Raw genomic sequence first — 26,743 nt, forward strand, 5'->3', positions numbered from 1 at the left:
TTACTCCACCTCTACCATATCTAGTTCTTCTATCATTTCTCCGTTTAATGACCATGTTTTAGCATCGGTAATTTTTACTTTTACAATTTTTCCGATGGCTGATTTTGGTCCAATAAAGTTGACTAGCTTATTTTTTCTAGTATAACCTGCTAGTACTGCAGGATTGTTTTTACTTTCGCCTTCTACTAGAACTTCGACAATTTGGTCTTGATATTTTTTCATCGCTTCAGCTGATAGTTCATTTACTAGCGCATTCAGACGCTGTAGACGCTCCTTTTTGACTTCCATTGGAACATTATCCTGCATTTTCGCTGCAGGTGTACCTTCCCTAGGAGAATAAATAAACGTATAAGCAGCCTCATAACCAACTTCACGATAGAGTGAAAGTGTTTCTTCAAACTGTTCATCCGTTTCATTTGGGTAGCCTACAATAATATCAGTTGTAAATGTCGCACCTGGAACAGCAGCTTTGATTTTACGAATAAGCTCTAAATAATGTTCTCTCGTGTATTTACGCGCCATAATTTTAAGAACTTCATTTGACCCAGATTGAACCGGCAGGTGAATATGTTCAACCAGATTTCCGCCTTTTGACAGAACCTCAATTAAGTGATCATCAAAATCACGAGGATGACTTGTTGTAAAACGGATACGAGGAATATCAATTTTACGTATTTCATCCATAAGGTCCCCTAGACCATATTTCATATCTTCAAAGTCTTTTCCATATGCATTTACATTTTGGCCAAGTAGAGTTATTTCTTTATATCCTTGTGCTGCTAATTGTCTAACTTCTTGAATGATATCTTCAGGACGGCGGCTGCGCTCTTTTCCTCGTGTATAAGGGACAATACAATACGTACAGAACTTATCACAGCCGTACATAATATTTACCCATGCCTTAATATTCCCTTGACGTACCTTCGGAAGGTTTTCTATAACGTCTCCTTCTTTAGACCATACTTCCACCACCATTTCCTTAGACATATATGCTTCATGCAATATGTTTGGCAGGCGATGAATATTGTGTGTTCCAAAGATAATATCTACTTGATTATATGTTTTCAAAATTTTGTTAACTACAGACTCTTCCTGCGACATACATCCGCAAACACCAAGAAGCAAGTCTGGTTTTTCTTTTTTCAAATGCTTTAAGTGACCTAGTTCACCAAACACTTTATTCTCTGCGTTTTCACGGATTGCACATGTATTTAATAATATTACATTTGCATCCTCAACAGTATCCGTCGGTTCATAGCCAAGTCCAATGAAGATCCCTGCCATAACCTCGGTATCATGCTCGTTCATTTGACAGCCATACGTACGAATATAGAATTTTCGTCCATTCCCCATCCCATGAAATTCTTGTGGAATATCAAAATCCTTATGATAATTGACTTCTTCTTTCCCACGCTTTTTCGCTTCTTTTAAGGATGGTGGTGTATATACCGCTTCAAAATATTTGCTATAATCCTTTTCGGATTTTTTGTCCGATGGATTAGCCGTTTGCACTTGTTGACCTTCTAGTCGTTGTTTTTCATTCATTATTTTGTCCCCTTTCTCTGTTTTGTACCTGCGAGAAAATCTATTGGAATTCCAAAGCTTTTATTATAATAAATATTATCGTAAACAAGATTAACTACACACATTATTATAGTATATAGCCTTTATGAATTGAAAACAATAGAAATCCTATTATGGGACCAGTGTTCAATCGCTGTTGTACACTCAATTGAAACAAATAGTATGTACCTATTCACAAATAATAATATTATACGAATTTATCTAAATTGAACGTGACGATTATCACATTTTAGAAAGTTATTATAGAACAGGTTTATAAAGCCTCTCATAAAAAACAGCCCAGGAATTTATCCTGGGCTGTTTTCACATTCTACATAAATTCTTCAACAAGTTTATCAAAATGTGCCTGATCAAGAGTTAAGTCTGCTTGAACTAATGGAGATTCTGAATATCCATTTAATAGCTCTTGATATGATTTACGTTCTGTGTCTTGATAAATAAGACCAGTAACTAAACCATTATGCTTCATTAATGTTTGCATTGCCATTTCTTTATTAGAAGAATCGTAGCCTTCAATATCGCTTAATTTAGTTAAATTTTCTTTAAACCAGTCATAAGTGTTGACTTTATTATAAGTAACGCATGGACTAAATACGTTAATTAATGAGAATCCCTCGTGTTTAATCCCTGCTTCAATCAATGCAGTTAAGTCCTTGAGATCTGTTGAGAAGCTTTGTGCAACAAATGTCGCACCAGCAGTTAATGCCATTTCCATCGGAGCAATTGCTTGTTCAATGGAACCTTCCGGCGTTGACTTTGTCTTGAAGCCAGTTGCCGATCTTGGCGATGTTTGCCCTTTTGTTAAGCCGTAGATTTGGTTATCCATTACAATATAAGTGATATTTACATTTCGGCGAATGGCATGGATGGTGTGGCTCATCCCGATTGCATAACCATCTCCATCACCGCCAGAAGCGATAACCGTTAGGTCACGGTTAGCCATTTTTACCCCAGTTGCGATTGGAAGTGAACGTCCATGAATTCCATGTAATCCATATGAGTTAATATATCCTGAAATACGGCCAGAACAGCCAATTCCAGAAATAACAGCTAAGTTTTCAGGTTCTAGTCCTACATTTGCCGCCGCACGCTGAATCGCAGCCTGAACGGAGAAGTCTCCACAGCCAGGACACCAGTTTGGTTTTACACTATTTCGAAAATCTTTAAATGTTGCCATTTAGACCAACTCCTTGCATCTTGTATGAATTTCATGCGGCAAGAAAGGATTTCCGTCATACTTTAGCATTTTTGTAATTTTTTCAGCATGTCCGACGTTCATCTTTATCATATTTGCCAATTGCCCAGTCGCGTTATTTTCAACAACAACGATCTTTTTCGCAGATTTTACAAGCGGCAATAATTCATCAGACGGGAATGGATAGATTAAACGAATATGTGCATGATTTACCTTTAAACCATCTTTTTCCAAACGGCCCATTGCTTCTTCAATCGCTCCGCGAGTCGAATTGAAACCGACGATTAACAGATCTGCATCCGCATGTGGAGCATTTTTGTATACTGGTGTATCGAATTTAATATTTTCAATTTTACGGAAGCGCTTGTCCATTTGTGCATTACGGTTTGCTGCTGATTCGGACGGCTTGCCCTGTTCATCATGCTCTACACCTGTAACATGGTGGATACCATTTTTCATTCCAGGAATTGTTCTTGGTGAAACGCCATCCTCTGTAACCTCATAGCGCTTAAAGTACCCTTTATTTTCGATTTCAGGTAATTCTTCCGTTACTAGCTTTCCACGGCGAATTTCAACTTTATCATACTCAAGAGGTTCAACAGTCTGCTTACCTAATGAAAGCTGCAGATCAGATAAAACAATGACAGGGCATTGGTATTCTTCAGCTAAATTGAATGCTTCCGCTGTATCATAGAATGCCTCTTGCACAGTACTTGGAGCCATAACAATCTTCGGAATCTCTCCATGAGTACCATAGATCATCGCCATTAAGTCAGACTGCTCTTGCTTTGTAGGCAGACCTGTTGAAGGACCCCCACGCTGTGTATCTACGATAACTAGCGGCGTTTCCGTAATACCAGATAAGCCGATCGCTTCCATTTTTAATGATAGGCCAGGACCTGATGAAGCAGTTAGCGCACGCACACCACCGTAGTTTGCACCAATCGTCATTGTTACAGCAGCAATTTCATCTTCAGTTTGAATAACCGCTCCGCCAACTGGTGGAAGTTTTTTGATTAAGTATTCCATAATATCTGATGCTGGAGTAATTGGATATGCAGCCATGAAGCGGCAGCCGCCTGCTAATGCACCAAGTGCAATCGCATCGTTGCCAATCATAAACATACGCTTCTTGCCGTCTGCTTTCTCAAGCTCCATTAATTCCGCGTTGCTTCCTAAATGTTCTTGCATATTATCAAAGCCTGATTTAATGGCTTCCATATTTTTTTCAACAACTTGCTGACCCTTACGTCCAAAAATTTCTTGCACAACTTCTTTAAAAACGTTAATATCTAAATTTAAGACTGCACATGTTGCCCCAACAGCAACCATGTTTTTCATAAGGGATGTACCTAATTCCGTTGCTAATTCCGTAAATGGAACTGCAAACATCGATGCTTTAGTATCTTCTGGTTTTATTGGATTGAACTTAGCATCCGCAATAATAACTCCTTTTTCATGGAGCTCTTTGTAGTTCAAATCGATTGTTTCTTGGTCGAATGCTACCAAAATATCAAGATCGTCTGAAATCGAACGAACTTGAGTTGTGCTTACACGAATCTTATTGTTCGTATGACCGCCTTTAATACGAGATGAGAAATGGCGGTAACCATACAAGTAGTAGCCTAATCGGTTTAATGCAATGGCAAAAATTTCACCAGTACTCTCAATACCTTCCCCTTGTTGCCCGCCAACTTTCCACGAAAGTTGATTGATCATGACTTACACCCCTTTAGATACGTTAGAAAAATATGTAAAAACAATATAATAATTAAAGTGTAGCACTCTTTCAGAAACCTTCTTCCTATATAAAGAACAATGTTTTAATAAAGGATTTTGAATGGGTACTAAACGCTTTCAATTCTAGACCTAAGTCTAGAAAAAAGCAACCCTTTCATACTAATTATTGTCGAAAATATGAATATTTTACAACTAATTAAATAATAATAGATTTGCTCCTTTTTCATTGCCGAATAATCCATAAAAGTTCCTAATTTTTCGTAATGATTTCTGTATTAAAATTAAAAACACATCATACTATTTTTTAGGATATCTATTAATAAAGTTTCGATACATAAAATTTTCTACTTGTTTACTAGAATAATATTTTACCAGCTCATTCATTAAATGATCATAGTCCCTCACATTCATTAATCCTTTCGGAAGCTTTCCATCAGTCCCATCAAAATCCGATCCGAAACCAACATGTTCTTCCCCGCCAAGCGAGCAGACATATTCTAGATGTCTCAATACATCTGTCACTGTTGCCTCATTTCTGCTCGTTAAAAATTCAGGGACAAATGTAATTCCTAACACGCTGTTTCGATCAATAAGTGCCTCAATTTGATCATTCGTTAAATTGCGGGGATTTGGACAAAGTGAGTAACAATTCGAATGGGAAGCAACTGGATAGTCGCTGTACTCGATCACATCCCAAAATCCGCGTTCTGAGAGATGAGAAACATCACACCATGTATGGGTCGTATTTAGTACGCTGACTACTTTTTTGCCGAAGGCGGATAACCCGGCACCTCTTTCCTCAAGGATCCCGTCAGCAACATAATTGCTATGATTCCATGTTAGGCCAATTGAAGTAACACCTAATCTTAACAGCGTTTTTAATTTCACCAAATCATTGCCTATTGCATCGCATCCTTCTAAAGTAAGAATGGCACCCATTTCATCCTCAGCTAAATTTTCGAGATCGAACTGAGTTGTAATCACACGCAACTTTGGGAAAGGCAAGATTATCTTTTCATAAAAGAGCTCAATCATATATAATGCAGCGTTAAATCGCATTTCTGGATGGATGGACTGAGGTATAAATATAGCAAAACACTGCACTTTTATTCCTCCCGATATCATCCCTATTAAAGTTACTTCAAGTTTTTCAGATTCGTTAAATTGAATGCTTGAGTCCAAGAACATTTTGTAAAGCACGTCACAATGGGCATCAAATATCTTCATTGTTATTTTCACCCTTCCATCTATGTTAGAAGCTACTTATGAAAAAAAGAACCCGCTTGCTTTTTACGGCAAACAGGTCATCATTAATTGGTTACAAAATATCCCTTTATTATTTAAGTAACTATTGGATCATTCCCGAGTAACATCACCAGCTGTCCTGCATAGTTTACCTAGGTTCAACGATTAGTTTTATTGCGGTTCGTTCTTCCCCATCAATCTTTATATCTGTGAATGCCGGGATACAAATCAAATCCACTCCGCTAGGCGCTACAAATCCTCTTGCAATTGCTACTGCCTTCACCGCCTGGTTTAATGCACCTGCACCAATCGCTTGGATTTCGGCACCGCCTCTTTCACGCAGAACTCCTGCAAGCGCACCTGCTACAGAATTAGGATTAGATTTTGCTGAAACTTTTAATATTTCCATTCCTAGCTCCTCCTTGTTTTCCCCTCCCGCGTGCCCATGACCTCTTCTTAGACAGCTTTGATCCCATTATCCCATTTTCGGTGTGATACTCCTTCACCAAGTATAGGGCGTGTTTATAAGATAATGCCTTATCGGAAATGAACACGTCAGTATAAATCATTCCATTGCTACTATATTCAGTTCTTAAATCACATATTCCGGCTTGGACAAAATAAAGACATAATTCATCTTAGAAAAAAAGACTGCATCCGATTGCATAAATTGCTTTCGGATACAGTCTTTTCACTTATGAAAAAAATGGATGATCATCATTAATCAATATTCGATTGATTTTTTTTGCTTTTCCACTTGTTTTATCAATTTCAATTAATACTGCACTTAACTGCTTTCGTCCTTCTTTTGGCACCTCAAATCGAACAGGCAGGTTAGTTAAAAATCTTTTTAATACCGCATCTCTTTCAACACCTAATATCCCGTCATATGGTCCTGTCATGCCAACGTCTGTTAAATACGCTGTCCCTTCTGGCAAGATTCGATTATCAGCTGTTTGTACATGTGTATGTGTGCCCACAACTGCAGACACTCTCCCATCTAAGTACCAGCCCATCGCTTGCTTCTCGCTCGTAGCCTCTGCATGGAAATCCACAAAGATCATCGACGTTCTTTTTCTCGCTTCACGAATTAATTCGTCGGCTTTTTTGAATGGACAGTCGATAGAAGGCATGAACGTTCTTCCTTGCAGACTAATAACCGCAATTTCCTCTGTATTAAATTTAAGATAAACAATTCCCTTTCCTGGATTCTCCTCAGGAAAGTTGGCTGGTCTTACTAAGTATTTAGCCTGATCAATAAATTCAAAAATTTCCTTATTATCCCATGTGTGGTTTCCTAGAGTCACTGCCTGTGCCCCTGCTTCTAAAAATCCACGATAGATCTTTTCCGTTATCCCTTTACCGCCAGCCGCATTTTCACCATTAATTATCGTAATTTGCGGCCGGTATTTCTCTTTAAGCTTTGGGACATATTCGGTAATCATCTCACGGCCTTGTGAACCGACAACATCCCCTACAAACATAATATTCATTGTACTGCCCTTTCTTTATATGTATTTCTTCTATTCATTTTATCACACTCTCTAGCATTCCACTCATCTCAAAAAAAAATAAAGCGATGCATTACGCATCGCCTTACTTCGCATATTCCACGGCCCTTGTTTCACGAATAACCGTTACTTTAATATGTCCTGGATAATCAAGCTCTTCTTCAATCTTTTTACGAATATCTCTTGCTAGTCGATGTGCCTCTAGATCGTCGATTTGCTCAGGTTTTACTAAAATTCGAATTTCACGTCCTGCTTGAATAGCAAAAGACTTTTCAACACCATCATAAGATTCAGAAATCTCTTCAAGCTTCTCAAGACGGCGAATGTAATTTTCAAGTGTCTCTCTTCTCGCTCCAGGGCGTGCTGCTGATAATGCATCTGCTGCAGCAACAAGAACAGCAATAATTGATGTAGGTTCAGTATCTCCATGATGGGAAGCGATGCTGTTAATTACAATTGGGTGTTCTTTATACTTCGTAGCTAGCTCTACCCCAATTTCAACATGACTGCCTTCCACCTCATGGTCAATCGCCTTACCGATATCATGCAGCAAGCCTGCACGGCGGGCTAATACTTCATCTTGACCAAGTTCCGCTGCTAGTAATCCTGACAGCTGTGCAACTTCCATTGAGTGCTTAAGTACATTTTGACCATAGCTTGTCCGGAATTTAAGGCGTCCAAGAATTTTAATTAGATCTGGATGGAGACCATGAACACCAACTTCAAAAGTTGTCTGTTCTCCTATTTCGCGGATATGCTCATCCACTTCACGGCGTGCTTTATCAACCATTTCTTCAATCCGTGCAGGATGAATTCGGCCATCCTGTACAAGTTTATCTAAAGCTAAACGAGCAGTTTCACGGCGAATTGGATCAAAACCAGATAATATGACAGCCTCTGGTGTATCATCAATAATGAGATCAATACCTGTTAAGGTTTCAAGCGTTCGAATGTTTCGGCCCTCACGTCCAATAATTCGACCCTTCATCTCATCATTCGGAAGGTTCACTACAGATACTGTTGTTTCAGCCACATGATCGGCAGCACAACGTTGGATTGCCAGTGACAAGATATCCTTTGCCTTCTTATCTGCTTCTTCTTTCGCACGAATTTCGCCCTCTTTTATCATTATCGCGACATCATGAGCCACTTCCTGCTCGACACGCTCCAAAATGATGGACTTCGCCTCTTCACGAGTTAAGCCCGAGATGCGTTCCAGCTCAGCTTTTTGTGCACGTACCATCTCGTCCACTTTGCTTTCCATCTCTTCAATATGCTGTTGTCTTTTGTTAAGAGAATCGTCCCTCTTCTCTAAAAGTGTTTCACGTTTATCTAACGTTTCATCTTTGCGATCTAGATTTTCTTCCTTTTGCAGTAAACGATTTTCTTGTTTTTGCAATTCATTTCTTCGATCACGAATCTCACGCTCTGCCTCTGTTCGAAGCTTATGAATCTCATCCTTTGCTTCAATCAGAGCTTCTTTCTTTATTGCATCCGCTTCTCGCTTTGACTCTTCTAAAATCTGCTCTGCAGCATCTTTAGCTCCTGCAACTTTTGCCTGAGCAATGGACTTACAAACAAAATAGCTAACAACCGCACCAACGAATAGGCCAAGCAAACTGGAGATGATGATTGCTGTTAAAAGTTCCATCATTTCACCTCCTCTTGCTATGAACTTTTTGTGTTACGTCTTTAAAGTGTTGGCATGTACATTGAAAAACAACATACAGCACTAAGGCTTTTCAACGTTTTCATATCATCATAAAATGTAAAATATACATTTTTAATTGTAAAGCTGTGGTATTTCATTGTCAAGGCTTACTCTGATAGACACACATGTTATTTACCTTCATTATGTAAAAAAAGCAAAGCTCACAGCTTTGCTTTTTTCGCCACACTATTAATCAATTAGTTGAAATTCCTCTTGTTCATCATCACCGCTTACAACATGATCTCCATCAAGACCATAATGATCACGGATTTGCGTTTGAATTTGCTTGCGGACTTCAGGATTTTCTTTCAAGAACAGCTTAGCATTTTCCCGTCCTTGACCAACGCGCTCATCATTGAAGGAATACCATGAACCACTTTTTTGAACAATGTCCAGTTCAGAGCCTATATCAATAATCTCGCCTTCTCTTGAAATCCCTTCACCATACATAATGTCAACCTCCGCTACACGGAATGGAGGTGCAACTTTATTTTTAACAACTTTAATTTTTGTTTTGTTACCAACAATATCTTGACCCTGCTTTATCGCTTCAGCACGGCGCACTTCAAGACGGATCGTTGAATAGAACTTCAACGCACGTCCGCCTGGAGTTGTCTCGGGATTTCCGAACATAACTCCAACCTTTTCACGAATTTGGTTTATGAAAATAGCAATTGTTTTTGATTTGTTGATTGCACCTGATAGTTTACGAAGGGCTTGGGACATTAGGCGTGCTTGTAATCCAACATGCGAGTCTCCCATTTCTCCTTCAATTTCTGCTTTAGGCACGAGGGCTGCAACAGAGTCAATGACTAGAATATCGACTGCACCGCTTCTCACAAGCGCTTCAGCAATTTCTAATGCCTGCTCTCCTGTATCTGGCTGTGAAAGCAATAATTCATCAATATTTACTCCCAGCTTCTGTGCATATACTGGATCGAGTGCGTGTTCAGCATCGATAAATGCAGCCTGTCCTCCAGCTGCCTGCACCTCCGCAATTGCGTGAAGTGCAACAGTTGTTTTACCTGAGCTTTCTGGTCCGTATGTTTCAATAATACGTCCTCTTGGATATCCGCCTACTCCAAGTGCTATATCTAGGGCAAGTGATCCGCTTGGAATTGTGGAAATTTTCCGGTCTGTTTGCTCTCCAAGCTTCATAATTGAACCTTTACCAAATTGCTTTTCTATTTGTTTTAACGCCATCTCCAGTGCAGCTTGACGATCACTCATTCATACTTCCTCCTCTTCAACATTCAAAAAGTTTAAGTTTTGCTCTCGTTCAAAACCTAACTCTACTATAACCGTTTTCTTGCCTTTTGTCGAGCAAAAACGCGAACATCTATTCTTCTTTTTTCATTGCCTGTTTTATACTTATAATAATAGAATTGCAGGAGAGAAATGATAATTTCATAGAATTTCCCTATTAAAAAATACGTAATGCAATTTTATAATAAAAAAATCAGAATGCATTAGTTGGCATTCTGATTTCCATTTAATTTTTTTATTAAAAAATGACATGCGTATTTAACACTTCTTACACGGATGCCCTCTCTTGTTCCGCCCAAGTTTAGCTTTTCAACTTGAACGGGCTGATCTTTTATCGAAATACCGATGTATACAGTTCCGACCGGCTTTCCTTCTAATTCATCCGGACCCGCAACACCTGTAAAACTAATGCCAATATCTGCATTCATTAAGGAAGCAACGTTTTTAGCTAACTCACGAGCACATTGCTCGCTCACAACCCCATTTTCAGCAATAGTTTGTTTCTGTACGTTTAGCACATTTTCTTTTACTTCACTTGTATAACAAACAACTCCGCCTTTAAGAAGCTCACCAGCGCCAGGGACCGTTGTAAACTCCTGCTGGAACATTCCTCCTGTTAAACTCTCGGCGCATGCAATTGTCAGCCTCTTTTCCTTAATTCGTTTAATTAACTCATGCATTAAGGATGTTTCATCATATCCATAGAAATATTCACTGACTCGGGAAAGGATTTCATTTTCAGTCACATCCAAAAGTCTTAAAGCCGTATCCATTTGTTTATGTTTTGCTGTTAAACGAAGGGTTACTTCTCCATCAGATGCGAGCGGTGCAATCGTTGGATTCGTCTGGGCATCAATTAAATCTTCTATTTCTGTTTCGAGCATCGCTTCTCCAATCCCGAAAAATCTTAATACACGCGAAAGAATCACATCTTCCTCTTGAAGTAAGGATCTTAATGCTGGGTAGCCATATTTCAAAAACATTGGCTCCATTTCTTTCGGCGGTCCAGGAAGAAGCATATAGATATGTTTTTTTCCGTCAAGTAGCATACCTGGAGCCATCCCATGATCATTCGGCAAGATATGTGAATCTTCCAAAACAATTGCCTGTTTTTTATTATTTTCTGTCATTGTTCGGTTCGTTCGTTCAAAAAAAAGTTCAATCGACTGGAGAGCCTCATTATTCATAATCAGCCTTTTATTAACATGCTTTGCGATCGTTTCCTTCGTTAAATCATCTTTTGTAGGTCCCAATCCTCCTGTGAAAATAAGAAGATCTGAACGTTCTTCTGCAATTTTAATCACTGCTTTAAGGCGATCTGGGTTATCACCAACACATGTATGATAATAAACATTAATTCCCAAATCGGCAAGCTGCCTAGACAAAAAACGCGCATTTGTATTAACAATTTGCCCAAGCAATAGTTCGGAACCGACTGCAATTATTTCTGCATTCATGTAAACGCCACCTTGTTTATATAGGATGATAGAAGAAAATGATTATTTAGAATTGATAAAGGCTCCTTTATTCTTGGCAAAATAGTCCCAGCCAGACCAGATCGTAAAGACTAGCGCTATCCAAAGAGCAATGTCGTCAAAAGGAATCGAAATCATTTCAAAAATAATATTATGCAGCAATAAAGCAGATATAGCGACAATTTGCGTCCATGTTTTAATTTTCCCTAATTGATTAGCTGCAACAACTTCTCCTCCGCCAGCAAGTATAAGCCGTAAACCAGTAACAGCAAATTCTCGGCTAATAATAATGATAACAATCCAAGAAGGAGCGTAGCCAAGCTCAACTAAAACAATTAAGGCCGCAGAAACCAGCAGTTTGTCAGCAAGCGGGTCAAGAAACTTCCCTAAGTTCGTGACTAGATTATACTTCCTTGCAAAATGTCCATCCACCCAATCGGTTGCTGATGCAACTATAAAAATAAGCGCACCTACTAAATGAGTAACAGGAAGCGTAGCTCCTAGTAATGAAAGCTCTCCCCATGAAAATGGAACAAGCATAACAATTAAAAATAACGGGATTAAAAAAATTCGAGATATAGTAATTTTATTAGGCAAATTCATGATTGTACCTCCAATATAGTAATAACGCGAAAAATAGTCATCAGACGATGACTATTCGTTGGTCGGCAAGTAGCGAATGGTTATATTCTGCGTAACCGATTGAGTCGGAGGAATAGCATACTCAACTTTTTCATCATTTACATAGATTTCTGTTTCAGTTGATTTACCAATGACTAAAACAGCTTCAATTTCCTTAGAAAAATCTATTACCTGACTTTCATTTTCGCCCTTTTTCAGCGTCCCAGAAAAAAAGGATGTTCCTTTCCCATTTAAAATATTGACCCATGTTTCTCCAGTAGAAACTACCTTTAATTCAAACCGGTCAGTATTTTTCAATTCATATACAGTTTTTTTGCCGCTAGATTCGACAGCAGTGACCTCTTGTTTTGGAGCTTCAGTCTCCTCCTCAACGGTATCGTCTTCAGTCGTCTGATCTTCCGGCTTTGTTGAATCTTCATTGGAATCCTGTTCCGTATCTTTTTCAGTATCTTTAGCAAAATCATCTGATTCCTCTATACGAACAGGTTCCTTTCCGCCGCTATCAACGGGTTCTTTCGAATTTCCCCCATCATTCGACTTTTGAAAAAAAGTATACGCGACAGCCAGAGCCCCGATAACAAAAATAGTAATTAAAATTTTTGGAAGCATATCAAAAACTTTTGACCTTCCTGTAGATACATTTTGCCTTGTTTGGACTCGTGAAAGCTTTTCTGGAATATCTTCATTGATCGTAGAAGGGATATCACTTTTAAATTGTTCAAAGAGTTCTTCCGGTTCAATTCCAACTGCTTCAGCATACTGTTTAATAAACGCCCTTACATAAAATTTCCCAGGCATCATACTGTAATTTCCTTCTTCAATACCAATTAAATATCGCTTTTGAATCTTAGTTACTGCTTGCAGATCATCAAGACTCATGTCCTTTGCCAATCGAGCTTCTTTCAGTCGATTTCCGAGTTCTGTCAATTTACAACACCTTCCAACTCACTTAAAAATCAAATCCGCCAAATTCAGAATCAGAAAACATCTTGCTTTTATTAACGATGTCATATTTTATTTCTTCTTCTGGATCATGACGAAGCTCAATAATATAATCGAAGTCATCGATTGAATATTGAGTATTTTCCACAAAAATATCTGGATGCTCAACCACTTTTATTGCGGGGAGACTCATAATTTCACGGACTAGCTGCCAATGCTTCTCATTCGCTCTTCTCGATGAAACAATCCCATCGATAATAAATAGATTGTTTTCATTGTATTCATCATGAATAAGCTGATTGCGAATCGTTTGTTTTAAAAGAGTTGAAGAAACAAATAACCATCGCTTATTTGCGCAAACACTTGAAGCAACAATTGATTCTGTTTTTCCAACTCGCGGCATACCACGTATTCCTATTAGCTTGTGCCCTTCTTGCTTAAATAATTCTGCCATAAAATCAACTAATAATCCAAGCTCGTCCCTTACAAACCTAAAAGTTTTCTTATCATCAGCATCCTGTTGTATGTATCTCCCATGACGGACGGCTAACCGGTCCCTTAATTTCGGAACACGCAGTTTTATTAGTTTTATTGTATCCATCGTATGTAAAATTGACTCTAACCGAACAATTTGTTCATAGTTTTCCGCTAAAATTAACAGGCCTCTTCGACCCTGTTCCACACCATTAATCGTTACAATATTAATCGAAAGCATTCCGAGAAGGGAAGAAATATCACCAAGCAACCCCGGACGGTTCTTTGTTATTTCATATTCTAAATACCATTCTGTTTTATTCATAAAAGACCTCCTTTATCCGTTGCCAATCGATTTTTCTTACCTTCTATATCATAAATGATTTCATTAAAAGATGAAAGGATAAACCTATGCAAAAATTGCCATTGATCATTTTTCAAAAAATTAAAAAAGAGAGGAGCATGCCTCTCTTTTTTAAACGATTATTTTTGTGTGCCATTATCTTCTACAAGCTTTACCATCATACTCGCAATCGCTTGCTGTTCATCCTTACTTGCAACTGACCAAAGATCAGCGAGGATTTTTTCTTGTTCATTTTTTGGCTCCACTTGCTTTGCTAAGTAGTCGCCAATTTGATAGGCAAGGTTATTAACCGTGTCTTTATTCATCCCTTGCTGCTGTCCCTGATCAAGACGATCACCAAGGAAATCTTTCCACTGCTGCCAATTATCAAGTACAGACATGATATTATCCTCCTTCATAAACAATGTTGTACACCATTGTACATTGTTATTTTGGATATCGGAAAGACAAAATATGCATGTTATTTATTGACTTTTCATTGAACAATTTATGTATGCCATCCTCCATTTACAGCAAGAACTTGTCCAGTTATATAGGAAGCTTGATCGGAAAGCAGAAATGAGACAGAATCTGCAATGTTTTCTGGAGAAGCAAGCCTTCCCATAGGTATGTCATTCTTTATTTCCTCAAGCTCATCAAAAGAAAAGCCATCAAGCATGGCAGTCTGAACAGCCCCAGGAGCTACCGCATTCACTCGAATCCCATTAAACGCTACTTCCTTGCTCAACGCTTTTACAAACGAGATTTGCGCACCCTTAACAGTAGAATAGGCAACTTCACATGCTGCACCCGTCTGCCCCCAAATGGAGGATATGACAACAATATTGCCTCCCCCCTTTGAAAGAAATTTAGGCAATAGTTCTTTTGTAAGTAAAAGCGGTGTTCTCACATGAATATTAATTAATGTATCCGCCTGTTCTTCTTCCAATTCATTAAGGAGACCATAATGGCTATTGCCGCTATTATGAATGACAGCATCAAGGGAAAAAATATTTTTCACAACCTTTTTATACCCTTTATTTGTCGAAAGATCAGCTTGTATTGGAATATATTCTCCGCCAAAAAACTGCAGTTGCTCTAAAAGCTGTTGGACTGACTTCTTATTTTCATTGTAGTGCAAATATAAAGAATAACCTTGTTCAGCTAATTTCATAGCAATTGCTCCACCAATTCCTCCGCTAGCTCCCGTTATTAATGCGAACTTTTTCATTTTAATTACACCCATTTCCACGAACAGAAGAAAGCGCCATTAGATTAGCGCTTCTTCCTTTTTATCTACTTATTTACTTTTTAGGAACCACTTGACAAACCGTAAATTGTTCTTCCGAAATAAGATCATCTGCAGCATGCTCAATCTCTGTCAATGTAATGCTTTCAAGTGTTGGCACCACATCAAATAAATCCATGTCATTAAACGCATATCTAGTAAATTGATTGGCAATATATTCAGGTGAATTGACCGCTCGTAAGAATGCGCCGATTTTTTTCTTTTTCGTCCGTTCTATACTTTCATCTGTTATCGTTCCCTTAGCTTCAAAAAGAATTTTTTTAATGGCATCAGCAAGTTGGTCCGGATTGCTCGTATCCCCTCCAATCATTGCAAAACCAAATCCATTCTCTTCCGTGTAATCAAAGGAAAATGTTTCGTCAATTAACCCTTCATTATATAGGGAGCTATAATGCTCTGAACTTTTGCCAAATAATATATCAAGCATTACATTTAAGCTCAATTCCTTCTTCAACATTTCTTTTCCTGATTGCTTTACATTTCGTGCTTTTATCCCTACTAAACATTTTGGTGTCTGCACATTCATCTCAAGTACCTGTTTTTTCTCAGCAACTGCAAGAGGCTCCTCTTCGAATTGACGTTTAATTGCTGGCAGCTCATTGTATTCTTTTCGCGCTTGATTATCCTTTACCATCTTCATAATTTGTTCCTGATCAACAGGACCAACAATAAATAAAAGCATATTGCTTGGATGGTAAAACGTTTCATAGCATTCATAAAGCATATCTTTTGTTATATGAGAAATCGACTCAATCGTTCCGGCAATATCAATTTTCACTGGGTGATTCTTATACATATTTTGAATTAAACCAAAATACAGGCGCCAATCTGGATTGTCATCATACATTGTGATTTCCTGTCCGATAATTCCTTTTTCCTTTTCAACCGTTTTTTCTGTGAAATATGGGGCTTGAACAAAATCAATTAATGTTTCAAGATTCTTTTCCACATTTGATGTACTAGAGAATAAATAAGCGGTTCTAGTAAAAGATGTAAATGCATTTGCAGATGCTCCCTGTTTGCTAAATTGCTGGAAAACATCGCCATCTTCTTTTTCAAAAAGCTTATGTTCTAAAAAGTGAGCGATTCCATCTGGCACCTTAACAAAATCTTCTTTCCCCGGAGGAAGGAAATGATTATCTATCGACCCATACTTCGTAGTGAATGTTGCATATGTTTTATTGAAACCTTGTTTTGGAAGAATATACACATCAAGTCCATTATTTAGTTTTTCATAATATAATTCTTCCTGCAGCTGATCAAACGTAATTTTTTCCATTATTTCGTATCCCCCTTTCCTGTCAAAAAATAAACTGTATCTAATTTTATCTTATTTGCAACAGCAATAATATCTTCCTTTGTCACAAGATCCATTTTCTCCATCCATTCATCGAGGGAGATTTCTTTCTTTGAAACTACATTATGATAAAGAATTTCAACCATTCCTCTTGAGGTATCAACCGTTTCAAGCAGCTGATTTTTAATCACTGCTTTCGTTTGCACGATTTCCTCTTCTGAGAACTCTCCTTTTTTCATCGCATCCATTTGTTCATTGATAATACGGATGGCCTGATCATAATTTTTATTATCAATTCCTGACATGACCATCATTAATCCTTTATGACTTTCAAGTCTGCTTGTTACATAATAAGCAAGGCTGGCTTTTTCTCTAACATTAATAAATAGCTTGGAATGAGAAAATCCTCCGAAAATTCCATTAAACACTTGAAGTGCATAATAATCCTCATCCCCATATTTGATATTTGTCCGATACCCAATGTTTAATTTTCCTTGTTTTACATCCTGTTCTTCGATTACTTCATGTACATCATTTTTCGCTGTATATTTAGTCGAATCAATGAGTTGAGACGTACGATCTGTTAATTGCAATCGCTCGCCAGCTACACCAAATACTTCTTCCTCGGTTACATCTCCAACAATATATAGATCAAGCTCATCCCGCTTGATAGCACTTTGATAATATTCATATAAACTTTCAGCGGTAATTGAATCCACCGCATCCATTTCCCCATGAACATGAAGTGAATATGGCTCCTCTTTACACATTTCTTGAACTAATCGATAATTTGAATAACGCATTTTATCGTCATATACAGATTGAATTCTTTGTTTCAACGTTCGTTTTTCATTATCGACTGTTTCTTTATGAAAAGCACCGTCTATGCTATTTGGTTTCATTAATAAACCTGCTAAAAACTCAATTGCTTTTTTCAAAAGGGGCGTCGGATCGGATAAAAATTTTTCATTAGCAACTTCCAATGAAAAACTAATGATATGGAACTCGCCTTTTTTAGCTAAATCCACATATAAACTAGCTCCATATAGTTCATCTAAATAAGATCGCAGCTTTCCTGTTGATGGAAATTCCTCACTGCTGCTTTGCAGCACATAAGGCAAAAGTGCCCGTAAGGTAACTTCTTCTTTATTTAACGGTGCTTTCATTTTCCAAACGATCGTATTAGTTTTATACTTTTCGGTCTTTACTATATGAACTTTAAAGCCAGCCATTGATTTCACCGTTTCTGAAATAATATTCATCTGACGTCCTCCTAATCGTATTATGTATCTCGTCCAAGATTTATTTTCTGCAAACTCCTTTAAATTAAATCATATTCTAACTATAACTTGCCCTATTTCTAAAATTCAAGTTATTAGAAAAGCGAAAGCCCCTTGGTTAGCCTCAGGCATAGCACTAAACGAGCATCACGGAACAGTAGTACGTCCTTTACGTCGGAGTAGTACGTCCTTTACGTCGGAGTAGGCGCTGCAGCTGAACAATTATTAAATACATAGAAAAGACCTTACTCTCCTTATATGAGTAAGGCCTTTCAATTATTTATCTGTTTCCTTTAATATATGGTACTCCAGATGCTTTTGGTGCGTCTGCACGGCCGATAAATCCTGTTAACGCAAGGATTGTCAGGACATATGGAGCAATTAATAAATACACATTTGGAATGTTCTCGAGGAACGGCAAGCTTGAGCCAATAATACTTAAGCTTTGGGCGAAACCAAAGAATAATGCTGCGCCCATCGCACCAAGCGGATGCCATTTACCGAAGATCATTGCAGCAAGTGCCATGAATCCTTGCCCGCTAATCGTTGCATGGCTAAAATCAGATGTAATCGATTGTGCATAAATTCCGCCGCCGATTCCGCCAAGCGCACCGGACAAAATAACAGCAATATATCGAATTTTTGTTACATTGATTCCCATTGTATCAGCTGCCATCGGGTGTTCACCGACAGAACGCAGTCTTAAGCCAAATGGTGTTTTGAAAATAACATACCATGCTATAAAAGCAATAATAATTGCAACATAGGAAGTATAGTATGTGTTTGAGAAAAATATTCTTCCTAAAATCGGTATATCACTCAGGATTGGAATATCTACTTTACTGAAACCTTTTTGAATGATATCTGTTTGACCTTTATCATACATAAATTTCACAAGAAACAATGATACCCCTACTGCCAATAAGTTAATCGCAACCCCAGAAACCGTTTGGTCTGCTCTAAATGTAATAGAGGCAACTGCATGAATAACAGCGAAAAGACCGCCTACAACCATTGCTGCCAATAGGGAAACCCAAGGAGTCATATCTCCAAACACATCAGCAAATGTTAAATTAAAGACAATTGCGGTGAATGCGCCAATAACCATTAAACCTTCAAGACCGATGTTAACAACACCGGAACGCTCAGAAAAGGTACCGCCAAGTGCTGTAAAAATAAGCGGCGCAGCCCATAGCATAGTTGAAGGGATAACAATTGATAGTATATCCATTAAGCTCACTTACTTCGCCCCCTTTTTGCCGATACGATCAATAAAGATGCGGATCATATAACTTGCAGCTACAAAGAAAACGATTAATGCAATAATGATATCGACAAGCTCATTTGGTACACCTGCTTCAAGCGGCATGTTCAGCGCCCCTACTTTTAAGGAACCAAAAAGAACTGCAGCTAATATGATGCCGATTGGTGTATTTCCGCCAAGCAATGCTACAGCAATTCCATCAAAGCCAACACCTGTGAAGCCGCCTCTGATAGATGCATAGCCAAATGTTCCTAAACCTTCCATTGCACCAGCAAGACCAGCGAAAGCTCCAGAAATAACCATTGATAGAATAATGTTTGATTTTACACTCATGCCTGCATATTCTGATGCATGCTGGTTAAAGCCAACTGCTTTTAATTCATAGCCTCTAGAAGTTTTTTCTAAAATAAACCACATAATAAATACACATATAAGTGCAACAATAATTCCCCAATGCAGACGGGAATAGTCTGTCAGACCTTCAAGAAATGGGGAGCGAAGAGAAGCTGACGGGAAAACATCTGCTGTCCGGTCACTCTTTTCTGAAAGTACCATGCGGATAATATAGTTTGCCACATGTAATGCAATATAGTTCATCATAATCGTAACAATTACTTCATGAACGCGAAACTTCGCTTTTAAAAGACCAGGTATAAATGCCCATAGTGCACCAGCTGCGGCAGCTGCTAACACAGCTAATGGAAGGTGGATAACTTTAGGTAATTCAAACGCGACTCCAACCCATACTGCCGCAAGCCATCCAACAATTAATTGACCCTCAACACCAATATTGAAAAGTCCTGTTTTAAAGGCAAATCCAACTGCAAGTCCTGCAAGAATATATGGAGTCACCTGACGAATCGTCTCTCCAGTATAATAAATATCACCAAACGCTCCATCCCAAAGAGCAATAAATGCTGCACCAGCATCATAGCCTGTTATTAACATGATAATCGTACCGACAATTATCCCTAATAGGACGGCAAGAATCGGCACAATAATAGTTTTCATGCGACTAGACATCTGCTTTTTCACCTGCTTCCTTCCGTTTAGAACCGGCCATTAATAACCCTAATTCTTGTTCTGTCGTTTCCTTCGGATCAACAATCGCAACGATTTGTCCTTCATAGATTACGGCAATGCGATCACTTACATTCATTACTTCATCAAGTTCAAATGATAGTAATAGAACCGCTTTTCCATTATCACGCTGTTCAATCAGTCGCTTATGAATAAATTCAATCGCCCCGACATCAAGACCGCGAGTAGGCTGTGCTGCAATAAGCAGGTCTGGATTTCGATCAACTTCACGGCCGATAATGGCCTTTTGCTGATTACCGCCCGATAAAGCCCGTGCGGGTGTAAATTCACTTGGAGTACGGACATCAAACTCAGCTATTAAGCCTTTAGCTTTTTTGTAGATTTCTTTATAGTTCAGTATTCCCCCTTTTGAATATGGCTTTTGGTAATACGTTTGCAAAACCATATTCTCGCCAATTGGAAAATCAAGTACAAGTCCATGTTTGTGACGGTCTTGCGGAATATGCCCTACACCAGATTCAGTTACTTTTCTTGGTGATAAATTGCGAATTTCCTTCCCATTTAACAGGATTGAGCCGTTTTCAGACTTTCTAAGCCCTGTGATTGCTTCAAGCAATTCAGTTTGTCCGTTGCCATCTACCCCCGCAATACCTACAATCTCTCCAGCCCTGATTGTGAGATCTAAGCCATTAATTGCTGGCAGGCCGCGGGCATCCTTTACTCTTAATTCTTTTATTTGAAGCACTTCCTGTTTCGGGCTTGCTTCTATTTTCTCTGTTTTAAACGTCACTTCACGGCCAACCATTAGGCTAGCTAAATCATTAGGATTCGTTTCACTAACATTAACCGTCCCGATCCCTACACCTTTTCGAATAACTGTTACTCGATCACATACTTCCATTATTTCTTTCAACTTGTGTGTGATTAATATGATCGATTTTCCTTCTTTAATCAAGGTTTTCATAATTTGAATCAGCTCATGAATTTCTTGCGGAGTGAGAACGGCTGTTGGTTCATCAAAAATTAAGATTTCTGCACCGCGGTATAGCGTTTTCAAAATCTCCACACGCTGCTGCATACCAACAGATATATCCTGAATTTTCGCGCGCGGATCAACAGCTAAACCGTATTTCTCAGAAATTTCACTAACCTTTTTTTCCGCTGTTTTAATATCGATTTTTCCGCCCTTTGTAATTTCACTGCCAAGGATGATATTTTCTGTAACGGTAAAAGGATCAACAAGCATAAAGTGCTGATGCACCATTCCAATTCCTAAATCATTGGCAATATTCGGATTTGTAATTTTAACAGACTTGCCTTTCACACGAATTTCACCCTTTTCCGGCTGATATAAGCCGAAGAGGACGTTCATTAGTGTAGACTTCCCTGCTCCGTTTTCACCAAGCAAAGCGTGGATTTCACCCTTTTCCAACTGCAGTGTTATGTTATCATTTGCTACAATCCCAGGAAACTCCTTGCGGATACCTAGCATTTCAATTACGTATTCCATTTCTTCACTCCTTTTATAATAAGGAAATTTTTAGTAGTAAGAGGTCAGACTTTTAAAACTGAAAAAATAAACTATAGAAAATATTTCTATAAAGTGTACATCTTTACTAGACTTTAGTTGGTGAATCTAAGTGAAAAGTTGAATCACATCAACTCTTCATTTAAATTACCAAAATTGAAAGTCTTTATATAATTGCTTAAAAAAGGAATAAGGGGTCAGTCATGCAACCCGCTTATTCCATTTTTACTAGTAATAAAAATTATTCTGCTTTGAAATTAGCTAGTTCATCTTTTTTACCAGGAACAGTAATATCACCATTCTTGATTTTGTCTGTCCATTCTTTTACAGCAGCTTCAATATCTGCTTTAGTTGTTACTTCTTCATTAATTGGAGCTAAGCTAACTCCATCTTCAGCTAGACCATATACAATTTTTTCTCCGCCAGGGAAGTTTCCTTCCATTGACTTTTTAGAAATATCTTGTACTGCATGTGAAACGCCCTTCATTGCAGATGTGATGATCACATTATGTTTTTTGCCGTCGATTTCAACTACACCTTCACCAGATTGGTCAGAGTCAACACCAATTGCCCAAATTTCTCTTGTTGGATCTTTTTTCTTTAGATCTTTTGCTTCTGTAAATAATCCGTTACCAGTACCGCCAGCAGCGTGGAAAATTACATCAGCACCTGAAGAATACATTTGTGCAGCAGTTGCTTTACCTAAGTCAGCTTTATCGAAGGCTCCAGTATAATGAACATCCACTTTAATGTCTGGATTTACAGCTTGGATACCCGCTAAGAAACCAACTTCGAAACGCTCAATAACTGGGCTTTCCATTCCGCCGATAAAACCAATATGATTGGTCTTAGTAGTTTTTGCAGCAGCAACTCCTGCAAGGAATGCTGCTTCCTGCTCTTTAAATAATACGCTTACAACGTTTGGCAGTTGAACTTCATCATCAATGATTCCAAAGTGAACGTCTTTTTGCTGCTTCGCAATTGTTTCAATATCAGCTTTTAATTTAAAACCAATTCCGAAAATTAAAGAGAAATCTTCACGAGCAAGCTTATTCAAGTTCGTAGCATAGTCTGCATCTGATTTAGACTGAAGGTAGTCATAACCGCCTTTTCCTTTTTCAAGTCCATTTTCAGAACCGAATGCTTTAAGACCTTCCCAAGCGGATTGGTTAAATGACTTATCATCAACACCGCCAACATCTGTTACCATTGCAACTGAGAACTTGCTTTCTTTGTCTCCGCCGTCCTTAGCTGTACCTTCGTCCTTTTTGTCACCATTTCCACAAGCACCTAAAATTGTTCCAGCAGCTAGTGCAAGTGACAAAACTAGACCAAATTTGCGTTTTTTCAAGGTTTGTACCCCCTATTGTTTTTTTACCCGATAGTAGAATCTATTAGAGCAGCGACTTATATAAGCCTTAAATACCTTACCTTTTAAATTCTTTTTCTAAGGACTTGGAAGCTAAATTTATCGGCTCTAAAGTAATTGACTGAATACAGAATCGGTTCGTCCATTTCATCGAAATGCATTTGTTTAAGTACAAGCAATGCAGTTTCGGGATCACATTCAAGGATTGGCGATACTTTTTCGTGGTAGCCTATCGGTTCAATTGAAGCAACCGCATATGTAATCTTCCGGCTCGTTCCATTTTCAAGCATATTGAAAATGGATTCCTGCTCATGAGAAAACGTGCCAGTTAGTATTTTTGCAGGTACCTTATCAATACAATACACAACTGGTTCACCGTTTGCGGTTCTAACCCTTTCAATTACCACAATATCTGCATCCATCGCACATGAGAAACGGCGAATATCCTCTTCTGTTGGTCCTATTGTTGATGAACTTAAGAAAATGGTTCCGGGCTTCATCCCTGCTTGCAAAATCATGTCAGTAACGCTGCTTAGCTGTTCAATACCCGAAGTAAACAATGGCTTTGCATTTACAAATGTACCAACTCCATGACGTCGAATGATAACGTTTTCTTCTTCGAGAATACGAAGAGCTTCGCGGAGTGTTGCTCGGCTTACCCCAAGCTGCTTAGCAAGATCGAATTCAGAAGGAAGTTTCTCTCTTTCCTTATAAATTCCGTTCTCAATATCTTGCTTCAAATGGTCAATCACTTGTAAATATAAATGCCGGTTATCTGACTTAATAGACATTCAGTGTTCCTCCAACCAATTTTCGTAAAGGACATCAGACCTCTGATGTTCAATCATTCCTACTAATCGAAAATACTATAACACTTTTTACCCAATAATGAAATAGTATTTTCAAAAATGACTTAAAAAGGTGAATATATTTTCACTCCCATTTTCACTTAATTGAACGAAAAATGCTAATGTTTTTGAAAACGGTGTCATCGGGATTACTTCGTATTTTTCACTATATTGAACATATTTATTAAATGACTAGATCCCCACCTTTTTTTATAGCTGGTTTCATTGAAATTACCCCATTTATTAATTGTGTTTATTAGTATAGCATAAAAAAGGATCCATCTATTGATGGATCCTTTTTAACTATTGACCAGCTACATTGCTTTTGCGTATCTTATTTATGAACTTGCTTCGTCAGAAGGCTTGCCAAGGAGAACTGTTCTTGGCTTACTGCCTTCATATGGACCAACAATCCCCCTAGCTTCCATTTCATCAATTAGTCTTGCTGCCCGTGAATAGCCAATTCGAAAGCGCCGCTGCAGCATAGAAACTGAGGCTGTTTGCATTTCAAGAATTAGCTCAACTGCTACATCATATAGATCATCATCGACTTCTGTAGTTGTTTCTGGTATATCATCTGGAATCATTTCCTCCTGATATTGAGCCTTTTGCTGTTCAATAACAAAACTTACAACTTCCTCAACTTCTTCATCAGATAAAAATGCGCCTTGAACTCGAACAGGCTTGGATGCGCCGACTGGCAGGAAAAGCATATCTCCTCTGCCAAGCAGCTTTTCGGCACCTCCCATGTCAAGAATTGTACGTGAATCAGTTGCAGACGAAACGGCAAACGCAATTCGGGAAGGAATATTCGCTTTAATAACTCCTGTGATGACATCAACAGATGGCCGCTGTGTTGCTATGATTAAATGGATTCCAGCCGCACGAGCCATTTGTGCTAGCCTTGTAATTGCATCCTCAACATCTGAAGAAGCAACCATCATTAAATCAGCAAGTTCATCTACTATCACTACAATATATGGCAAGAGCGGCTGCTGACCTTCTTCTTCAGCATTATGTTTCTTTACATATTCATTATATCCTTCAATATTTCTTGTGCCAGAATGGGAGAATAACTCGTAGCGTCTCTCCATCTCGCTGACAACTTTTTTTAATGCTTGAGAAGCCTTTTTTGCATCGGTTACCACTGGAGCAAGCAAATGCGGAACACCGTTATAAACATTTAACTCGACCATTTTCGGGTCAATCATCATCATTTTCACTTCATGCGGTTTTGCTCTCATTAAGATACTCGTAATAATGCCATTAATACATACACTTTTTCCGCTTCCTGTAGCACCTGCTACTAGTAAATGGGGCATTTTATTTAATTCTGCTAATACAGATTCACCTGTAATATCACGTCCAAGTCCAATTAACAGTTTCGAATTCGGCTTATCATTTTGTCTTGATTCAATGACTTCTCTTAATGACACCATGGCTACTTCCGAATTTGGAACTTCAATGCCAATAGCTGACTTCCCTGGGATTGGCGCCTCTATCCGAATATCCTTTGCAGCCAGCGCTAGCGCTAAATCATCATTTAAGCTGACAATTTTGCTCACCTTCACCCCAACATCTGGATGTACCTCATACTTTGTAACAGCTGGTCCCAAATGAACTTGTGTAACCCGTGCCTTAACTCCAAAGCTTTGGAAAGTCCTTTCGAGCTTGGCCGCATTTGCATGGATTAATTCATATTCCCCGCTTTGGTCAGTCTGCCGCGGGAGCTTTAATAATCTCATTGGCGGCAATTCATAATCTTTATTTTCAACCTCTGTAAAAGTGATTTGTGGCGATGAATCAATTTCTGTCTCAGAAGTGGATGGTTCTTTCTCCTTTTTCGGTATAGAATCTTCTTTTTTACTATACTCTGCCTTTTGGGTAAAACTTGAGATAATAGGTTCAGGGTTAGAGTCTTCATAAGATTCTTTTCCATTATTAATCATTATTATTGGTTCTGCTTCCCGTTCCTTCGCTTTGTCTTTTGCCTCTTTTAATTGGGCTTGTCTAGCTATTTTTTTTTCCTTTTGCGATCCTTTTAACTCTTTCATATCGTTAATAAAAGCTTCCCATTGTCGTTTCGCAATATTCAAAATAGATGATCCTAGTTTGTTGAGTGCATCCCCTAGTGTTTTTCCCGTTAAAAGAATACAGCCGATAATAATAAGGACAAAGGCAATTATTTTAGATCCCGCTTCATCAAACAGAAAATAGAAGAGGGCAAAAAGAGTTGCACCAATCATACCTCCACCTAAATCTGTTGTACTTGTCTCCCCATTTACTTCCATCCAGAACAATTCCCATGTATTCGCAATGACACTCGGGTCCTCGAATTTCCCGCCATTCGATAACAGTTGAAATAGCTTAACATGGCTTAATAAAAGGAGGGAGGATAGAATTAAGTAAATGCCGATTAACTTCGTATGTAATAAATATGGGAGTGATCTTTTCCACATGAGATAGCCTGCAAAAACAACTAAACATAATAGACTTACTATATACCATTCACCCATAAAGAAACGGAAAAACATGACTGTTGCTTTTCCTACCGCCCCAAGCTTTGCCATTGCAATAGCAGATAATGCAATTAGTCCTAAAGCTAGGAGCTCATACTGGATTGTTTTCTTTAAATTTTCTTTTTTCCTTGTTCTTCTTCGCTTTTTTTTTGCCATTTGA

Annotated in this window: 22 protein-coding genes; all 22 read right to left on the reverse strand. The window is 38.4% G+C overall.

Annotated features, from left to right (window positions below):
- The gene (gene miaB / locus C1726_RS00640) at positions 1-1,545 is read right to left on the reverse strand and encodes a tRNA (N6-isopentenyl adenosine(37)-C2)-methylthiotransferase MiaB (RefSeq protein WP_102271384.1); all 1,545 of its coding nucleotides are present in this window, start codon (positions 1,543-1,545) and stop codon (positions 1-3) included.
- A 349-nt stretch (positions 1,546-1,894) separates the two neighbouring features.
- A complete protein-coding gene (locus tag C1726_RS00645) occupies positions 1,895-2,761 on the reverse strand; it encodes a 2-oxoacid:ferredoxin oxidoreductase subunit beta (protein ID WP_102271385.1) in 867 nt (288 codons plus the stop codon).
- Entirely contained in the window at positions 2,762-4,498 is a 1,737-nt protein-coding gene (locus C1726_RS00650) for a 2-oxoacid:acceptor oxidoreductase subunit alpha (protein WP_102271386.1), read from the reverse strand.
- 318 nt (positions 4,499-4,816) lie between these two features.
- Positions 4,817-5,746 carry a dipeptidase gene (locus C1726_RS00655; RefSeq protein ID WP_102271387.1) on the reverse strand — a complete coding sequence of 310 codons (930 nt, stop codon included), beginning with the start codon at positions 5,744-5,746 and terminating at the stop codon, positions 4,817-4,819.
- 166 nt (positions 5,747-5,912) lie between these two features.
- On the reverse strand, positions 5,913-6,173 hold the full coding sequence (gene spoVS / locus C1726_RS00660) for a stage V sporulation protein SpoVS (RefSeq protein WP_009791522.1): 261 nt from the start codon (positions 6,171-6,173) through the stop codon (positions 5,913-5,915).
- Positions 6,174-6,459: 286 nt separating this feature from the next.
- Positions 6,460-7,257 carry a TIGR00282 family metallophosphoesterase gene (locus tag C1726_RS00665; protein WP_102271388.1) on the reverse strand — a complete coding sequence of 266 codons (798 nt, stop codon included), beginning with the start codon at positions 7,255-7,257 and terminating at the stop codon, positions 6,460-6,462.
- Positions 7,258-7,360: 103 nt separating this feature from the next.
- Entirely contained in the window at positions 7,361-8,926 is a 1,566-nt protein-coding gene (rny, locus tag C1726_RS00670) for a ribonuclease Y (RefSeq protein WP_053475736.1), read from the reverse strand.
- Positions 8,927-9,175: 249 nt separating this feature from the next.
- A complete protein-coding gene (recA, locus tag C1726_RS00675; RefSeq protein ID WP_102271389.1) occupies positions 9,176-10,216 on the reverse strand; it encodes a recombinase RecA in 1,041 nt (346 codons plus the stop codon).
- Between the two features lie 239 nt (positions 10,217-10,455).
- Entirely contained in the window at positions 10,456-11,709 is a 1,254-nt protein-coding gene (locus tag C1726_RS00680; protein WP_102271390.1) for a competence/damage-inducible protein A, read from the reverse strand.
- Between the two features lie 42 nt (positions 11,710-11,751).
- On the reverse strand, positions 11,752-12,330 hold the full coding sequence (gene pgsA / locus C1726_RS00685; protein ID WP_102271391.1) for a CDP-diacylglycerol--glycerol-3-phosphate 3-phosphatidyltransferase: 579 nt from the start codon (positions 12,328-12,330) through the stop codon (positions 11,752-11,754).
- 51 nt (positions 12,331-12,381) lie between these two features.
- Complete coding sequence (locus C1726_RS00690) at positions 12,382-13,296, reverse strand: helix-turn-helix domain-containing protein (protein WP_102271392.1); 915 nt, start codon at positions 13,294-13,296, stop codon at positions 12,382-12,384.
- A gap of 22 nt (positions 13,297-13,318) precedes the next feature.
- Positions 13,319-14,110, reverse strand: coding sequence for a DUF3388 domain-containing protein (locus C1726_RS00695; protein WP_102271393.1), 792 nt, complete (start codon positions 14,108-14,110; stop codon positions 13,319-13,321).
- Between the two features lie 158 nt (positions 14,111-14,268).
- Positions 14,269-14,529, reverse strand: a complete 261-nt coding sequence (locus C1726_RS00700) for a DUF3243 domain-containing protein (protein WP_102271394.1) — start codon at positions 14,527-14,529, stop codon at positions 14,269-14,271.
- 107 nt (positions 14,530-14,636) lie between these two features.
- Positions 14,637-15,359, reverse strand: coding sequence for an elongation factor P 5-aminopentanone reductase (gene ymfI / locus C1726_RS00705; RefSeq protein ID WP_102272328.1), 723 nt, complete (start codon positions 15,357-15,359; stop codon positions 14,637-14,639).
- A gap of 73 nt (positions 15,360-15,432) precedes the next feature.
- Complete coding sequence (yfmH, locus tag C1726_RS00710; protein WP_102271395.1) at positions 15,433-16,716, reverse strand: EF-P 5-aminopentanol modification-associated protein YfmH; 1,284 nt, start codon at positions 16,714-16,716, stop codon at positions 15,433-15,435.
- Positions 16,716-17,996, reverse strand: coding sequence for an EF-P 5-aminopentanol modification-associated protein YfmF (gene yfmF, locus C1726_RS00715; RefSeq protein ID WP_102271396.1), 1,281 nt, complete (start codon positions 17,994-17,996; stop codon positions 16,716-16,718). Before yfmF ends, yfmH begins: the two co-directional genes overlap by 1 nt.
- Positions 17,997-18,294: 298 nt before the next feature.
- Positions 18,295-19,254 carry an ABC transporter permease gene (locus tag C1726_RS00720; RefSeq protein WP_102271397.1) on the reverse strand — a complete coding sequence of 320 codons (960 nt, stop codon included), beginning with the start codon at positions 19,252-19,254 and terminating at the stop codon, positions 18,295-18,297.
- Positions 19,255-20,301: an ABC transporter permease gene (locus C1726_RS00725; protein ID WP_102271398.1), complete on the reverse strand. Its 1,047-nt coding sequence runs from the start codon at positions 20,299-20,301 to the stop codon at positions 19,255-19,257.
- Positions 20,294-21,829, reverse strand: a complete 1,536-nt coding sequence (locus C1726_RS00730) for an ABC transporter ATP-binding protein (RefSeq protein WP_102271399.1) — start codon at positions 21,827-21,829, stop codon at positions 20,294-20,296. The genes C1726_RS00725 and C1726_RS00730 overlap by 8 nt, the downstream gene beginning before the upstream one ends.
- Positions 21,830-22,088: 259 nt before the next feature.
- Positions 22,089-23,198 carry a BMP family lipoprotein gene (locus C1726_RS00735; RefSeq protein ID WP_102271400.1) on the reverse strand — a complete coding sequence of 370 codons (1,110 nt, stop codon included), beginning with the start codon at positions 23,196-23,198 and terminating at the stop codon, positions 22,089-22,091.
- A gap of 83 nt (positions 23,199-23,281) precedes the next feature.
- Positions 23,282-24,007, reverse strand: coding sequence for a GntR family transcriptional regulator (locus C1726_RS00740; protein ID WP_102271401.1), 726 nt, complete (start codon positions 24,005-24,007; stop codon positions 23,282-23,284).
- Positions 24,008-24,402: 395 nt separating this feature from the next.
- Complete coding sequence (locus tag C1726_RS00745; RefSeq protein WP_102271402.1) at positions 24,403-26,739, reverse strand: DNA translocase FtsK; 2,337 nt, start codon at positions 26,737-26,739, stop codon at positions 24,403-24,405.
- Positions 26,740-26,743: the final 4 nt, after the last annotated feature.

This window comes from Cytobacillus massiliigabonensis, assembly GCF_900199725.1.
GTDB lineage: Bacteria > Bacillota > Bacilli > Bacillales > Cytobacillaceae > Cytobacillus > Cytobacillus massiliigabonensis.